This window comes from Chroococcidiopsis sp. [FACHB-1243], assembly GCF_014696895.1.
GTDB lineage: Bacteria > Cyanobacteriota > Cyanobacteriia > Cyanobacteriales > Chroococcidiopsidaceae > Chroococcidiopsis.
This window is the reverse complement of record NZ_JACJQX010000115.1, coordinates 1-4,559: the sequence shown is the minus strand read 5'-3', so window position 1 is coordinate 4,559 and position 4,559 is coordinate 1. Positions and strand designations below refer to the sequence as shown.

The following is a 4,559-nucleotide window of genomic DNA, read 5'->3' as shown; positions in this document are numbered from 1 at the left end:
ATATCCATAGCGACCACAGCGGCGGTTTGGTCGAAAATGGGCGATTGATGTTTCCTACGGCTACAGTTTATGTTGGCAAGCCCGATGTCGATTTCTGGCTCAATCCAGCAAATGCAGAGCGATCGCATCTCGAACGCAGATATTTCGATGAAGCAATCAAAACGGTCAAGCCATACCTCAATGCAGGCAAGCTAAAATCGTTTTCTGGCGAGACAACTATCTTACCAGGAATCGTTGCGCGTCCTACGCCTGGGCATACACCAGGACACACCTTATATGTAGTTGAAAGCAAGGGCGAGAGCATTGAGTTTTGGGGCGATATTCTTCACTTCGGCTCGATTCAATTTCCGAATCCTAAAATTACAGTTGTCTACGATGTCAATGCCAATGCCGCAGCAGAGCAACGAGCGAAACAGTTTGCCCGTGCCGAAAAATCGTGCCGCCTAGTCGCTACTGCACATTTGCCCTTTCCAGGAGTGGGTCACATCCGTGCAGAAGATCCCAGTTATGCCTGGGTTCCTGTGGATTATCGCTGGCGTGATTAACGAGCAGAGTGCCGACCGAACTATCCCACTGCAAATTGCTGAACCGAAAGAAGCGATCGATACTGTATTTACTGCCCTGGTGAGTAAATTAGGAGGCAAAGTGAGTCATCGGCAGAGTGCTTTGTGCATCAACGAAAGTGATAGCCAAGTTAGATCTTTCGCTGAAGCGAAACCAAGACGTTTTTCAGAGGTTCCTCCTCCATCTATTTATCTAGCTGCGAAGTTGAGGGTTACCGATTTACTTGACGATCGCCCGAAAACCATTGAACAACTTGCAACCGCAACGAATACCGAGCCGCGATCGCTCTATCGACTTCTGCGTGCTTTAGCCAGTATCGGCATTTTTACCGAAGTCTCAGAACAATGTTTTGCGCTGACACCATTAGGGGCAACGCTGCAAAGTCATAGTCCTGAATCAATGCGGTATGTTGCGATGGCACAGATGGGAGAAGACCATTCTTTAGGGTGGAGTAATGAATTACACAGCTTAAGAACAGGTGAAACTGCGTTTGATGCTGCAACTGGAATGTCAGCTTGGGATTATTATGCTCGACATCCTGAAGCGGGTCAAGTCTTCTCTCAGTCAATGACCAGTTTGTTCACTTCGGTTTCGCAAGCTGTTGCGGCAACCTATGACTTTTCTCAATTCAAGACAATTGTTGATGTCGGCGGATCGCAAGGCAGCTTAATTTCTGCAATTGTGCGATCGTATCCCCATCTTAAGGGTATTCTGTTCGATCTGCCCGAAGTTATCGCGACTGTCAATGTAGACGATCGCATTCAACCGATTGCTGGTAATTTCTTTGAGTCTGTGCCATCGGGGGGCGATGCTTACCTGATGCGTGCCATCATTCACGATTGGGATGATGAAAAATCCTTGCTCATTCTAAAAAATTGTCACCAAGACATGCAGGATCGTGGCAAGTTACTCCTTGTCGAAAGCATTCTTCCACCTAGTAATGAACCTTCTCTAGGAAAGTTTGTTGACGTAATCATGCTGATGATGACAGGTGGACGTGAAAGCTCCGAAGATGAATATCGCTCTTTGTTGCAAGCAAGTGGCTTTGAACTGACGCGAGTGATTCCGACTCCCTCAATGCTCAGCATCATCGAAGCAGTGAAACGCTAAAGCATCCATATTGATTGCTTAAAAATAAGAGATTTACGAACTATGGCAACGAACAATCGAGCATCAAATATTGTTTTCGACCGAGAACGCGCTGCTAACCACGACCAGCAATTTGCTAAACTGGCTCCGATGCGTAATGGACTCGATCTGTCAATCTGCATGGTGCTGTCTGAACTTCCTGATGACGCACGAATTCTCTGCGTCGGTGTGGGAACTGGCACGGAATTGATTGCCCTCGCGCAACATTTTCCCCAGTGGCAATTCACTGCGGTAGAGCCTGCGGCACCGATGTTAGACATCTGCCGTCAGAAAGCCGAAGAGTATGGGATCGCATCTCGTTGCACGTTCCACGAAGGCTATCTCGCTTCCCTTCCCGCATCGGACGCTTTCGATGCCGCAACTTGTATTTGGGTTTCCCATTTCATCACGCAGCTAGAACAGCGGCACAGCTTTTTTCGTCAGATCGGTGCCCGACTTCGCCCGAATGGATATTTGGTGAGTTCCGATGCAGCTTTTGATATGTCTACTCCAGCTTACAAAAGCCTATTGGAAGTTTCTCGGCGGATGTTTCAATATGCCCAGATGCCTGCTGGAGAAATCGAAAAGATTATCGGTGCATACGGACGTGATGTTGCCATTCTACCACCGCAGGAAGTTGCAGCCATGATTGCATCAAGTGGCTTTGACACGCCTGTATTGTTTTTCCAAACCTTTCTCGTTCATGCTTGGTATGCCAAGCGATCGCAGTGAACTAAAAGTTAACAACATCTGTTTGAAAGCTATAAAGGAGCAATTCTATGTCAACTTTTGTCTTGGTTCACGGCTCGTGGCACGATGGTTCTGCTTAGAACGCGGTCATCAAACATTTAGCAGCTAAAGGGCATCAGGCTTTTGCTCCCACAATCGCCGGACATGGTAAAGGCGCGAATAAAAACGTCAACCATGCTCAATGCACGCAATCGATTGTAGATTACATCGTCGATAAAGACTTAACCGATATCGTCCTCTTAGGACATAGTTTCGGCGGTACGATTATTGCTAAAGTTACTGAAGCAATTAGCGATCGCATTCGACGGCTAATCTTCTTGAATGCCTTTGTCCTGAATGATGGTGAGAGCCTCAGAGATAACCTTCCATTTCCCACTCAAGAGCTGCTCGACGATCTAGTTGAAGAATTGGGCGACAATACAATCATGCTGCCGTTCGATATCTGGCGAGAAACATTCCTCAACGATGCCGATCTCGACCTAGCGAAATCGAGTTATGCACAATTGGTACGACAGTTGTAGATAGCTTGAAAGCTTTGCTCTACGCCGTTTGTAGTGGTAGTACTGTGCGATAGTTTTATGTCTTCTGCGCCAACCCAACCAATATAATCGTTGCTCAATTGATAGCAATTTCTCTTGAAATAAATATCCGAGTAATTTTCTCAATTCTGATAACGTTAAAGATAATAAAGGCCACGTTTGGTTTTGAACTCGAATAAACTGTTTTGTGCGGGGAGTTCCCCTTTTTTTACCTCAACGGATGAGGCTTTTAACACTGTGAGAAACGCATGTGCTAACAGAGATAATGTAATGTGACGATACCAACTTTGCCAAGAACGTACTTCGTATTGATCGAGACCAACTTCACCTTTGGCACTTTGAAAACAGCTTTCAATCGTCCAACGTACACCAGCAACCTTTACTATTTCTTGTAGACTAGTACCAACGGGCGCACTAACTAGATAATAAGTAATTTCTGTTGGGTTTTCTAACTTTCTTCTAGCAAGTACAAAGCGTTGTAACTCGGGGTTTTTTGGATGCTCAAATGTAGCTAGTGCCCATTGATATAGCCGTTCCCCCTTCGAACCATTACCAGCACTCAAGGTCTGCCAAGCTGAGGAGTCCATTTTCCTAATAATCGCATCCACCCGATGTTGACTCTTGCCCACCCAGATAGTTTGGTCACGACTTACTGCTAATACATAATGCAGTCCTCGCGCTTCAATAAATTGCCGTAGCCGATGGTCAGTGCCATACAATGCATCAGCACATACCCATCGTGCCGGAACATTTGCATCTACAGCTCGCAAGAGCATTTTTCGTGCTAATTGTAATTTTGTCGCAAATTCTACGTTCTCTGGTACACCAGCTCGTTCGCAACGTTGGCGGTCATTAATCCAACTTTTCGGCAAGTATAACTCCCGATCGATAAATGTATGACCCACAGAGCTGGCATAAACTAAAAACACTCCGACTTGGCAGTTTTGGGTTCCTCCTGCCGTTCCCGAATATTGTCTTTGTACACCAACTGATTTATCTCCTTGTTTCAAAAATCCAGTTTCATCCACGATTAGTACCGCATTATCATCTCCTAAATGTTCCACTACATAATCTCTCAAATCGTCTCGAACTGCGTCTGCATCCCAAGAAGCACGATTTAATAAATGCTGAAATCTGTAAGGATCTCTATCCCCTATCGCTTCAGCCAATTGCCAGCTGTTTTTTCGCTCTACCGGACTGATTAGTCCTTTGATATATGCCAGCGCTGCAATTCTTGCTTCTAACCGAGCGAAGCGAGGAGCAATACGTTTTTCCAGCTCTTCAAGCTCTACCAATACTGGTTCAACTGCTTGTTTATCCGCTTTGTTTATGTTTGAGTGTAGTAGAACCATAAGATTAAATCTGTTGTTCTACTTACATTCTAGCTCTTATCGATCTACAACTGTCGTATTGGTATTACAGTTGTAGATAAGCCAAACTAGATATATTCAGTAAATAGAGTTTAGCAATGCTCGACACATCAAACGTATTCCTGACAGGTGTTGCGTTAGAAGCGCTGTCCCAATGGAGTGCCACACTCAAGACATTTCAGCAAAAACTGGGAAAGCACTTTGCCCG

5 protein-coding genes are annotated in these 4,559 nt (G+C 45.4%); 4 read left to right on the top strand and 1 reads right to left on the bottom strand.

Annotation, left to right across the window (positions count from 1 at the left end; all coding sequences use genetic code 11):
• The 4 genes from H6G17_RS32135 to H6G17_RS32120 all read left to right on the top strand — a co-directional run.
• Positions 1-545 (top strand): MBL fold metallo-hydrolase (locus tag H6G17_RS32135; protein ID WP_192162769.1); only part of this gene is annotated, 545 nt, incomplete at its 5' end.
• Entirely contained in the window at positions 508-1,674 is a 1,167-nt protein-coding gene (locus H6G17_RS32130; protein WP_192162767.1) for a methyltransferase, read from the top strand. The genes H6G17_RS32135 and H6G17_RS32130, both read left to right, overlap by 38 nt.
• 42 nt (positions 1,675-1,716) lie before the next feature.
• The gene (locus tag H6G17_RS32125; RefSeq protein WP_192162765.1) at positions 1,717-2,424 is read left to right on the top strand and encodes a class I SAM-dependent methyltransferase; all 708 of its coding nucleotides are present in this window, start codon (positions 1,717-1,719) and stop codon (positions 2,422-2,424) included.
• Positions 2,425-2,531: 107 nt separating this feature from the next.
• Positions 2,532-2,963: an alpha/beta fold hydrolase gene (locus H6G17_RS32120; RefSeq protein WP_347276501.1), complete on the top strand. Its 432-nt coding sequence runs from the start codon at positions 2,532-2,534 to the stop codon at positions 2,961-2,963.
• A gap of 155 nt (positions 2,964-3,118) precedes the next feature.
• Here the strand turns inward: H6G17_RS32120 and H6G17_RS32115 are convergent, their stop codons facing one another.
• A complete protein-coding gene (locus tag H6G17_RS32115) occupies positions 3,119-4,333 on the bottom strand; it encodes an IS701 family transposase (protein ID WP_192162763.1) in 1,215 nt (404 codons plus the stop codon).
• Between the last annotated feature and the right edge of the window lie 226 nt (positions 4,334-4,559).

Coding starts and splice junctions, on each gene's coding strand:
- H6G17_RS32125 (WP_192162765.1), top strand. CDS start 1,717: ATGGCAACGAACAATCGAGCATCAAATATTGTTTTCGACCGAGAACGC.
- H6G17_RS32115 (WP_192162763.1), bottom strand. CDS start 4,333: ATGGTTCTACTACACTCAAACATAAACAAAGCGGATAAACAAGCAGTT.
- H6G17_RS32130 (WP_192162767.1), top strand. CDS start 508: ATGCCTGGGTTCCTGTGGATTATCGCTGGCGTGATTAACGAGCAGAGT.